This window comes from Vibrio sp. 1580 (genome assembly GCF_033340055.1).
The window spans coordinates 1-630 of record NZ_JAWOVT010000394.1 but is presented as its reverse complement, the minus strand read 5'-3'; the positions used below and the strand labels follow the sequence as shown (position 1 = coordinate 630).

Annotated in this window: 1 protein-coding gene; it reads left to right on the top strand. The window is 43.7% G+C overall.

The features are described 5' to 3' along the window. On the top strand, positions 1 to 630 hold a 630-nt coding region (locus tag R7093_RS26215; protein ID WP_318147149.1), incomplete at both ends, for a PAS domain S-box protein.

Genomic DNA, 630 nt, shown 5'->3' with positions numbered 1-630 from the left:
CGTTGTCTATTAGTCACGATGTGACGGAATGGCATAAGATTCAACAGAACTTACGTGATGAAATGGAGCGTCGTAAAGACACTGAAGTCGCTTTGGCTCAGCGTGACACCATTCTTCAAACAATCTTAGATGCAAGCCCTGACTCTATCGGTATTTTTAATGAGAACATGGTGTACCAAGCGTGCAATAAGCCATTTGTAAACGCTTTAGGTATATCTGAAGTTTCTGATTTGATTGGTAAGCGTCTTCAAGATGTCATTCCCGTTGAAATGTACACGCGGTTGGAAACGAGCGACCTACACGCTCTACGACAAGCGGAACCGGTAAGGTATATCGATAAGGTCGTGAGTAGTGATGGCCATATTACGTGGTTTGATGTGGTGAAATCGCCGTTTAAAGATAAGGCATCGGGTACGAATGGCGTTCTTATCATGGCGCGTGATATTTCAGAGCGTTATCTTGCCGAGCAAAAACTTGAACAAGCGAACCTTGAACTTGAGAAATTGAGCTTTATGGACAGCTTGACGCAAGTGGCGAATAGACGCCGATTTGATGAACGTCTTCATGTACTTTGGTATCACCACATTCGTGAAAAATTGCCTTTGACTATCATGTTGTGCGACATCGACT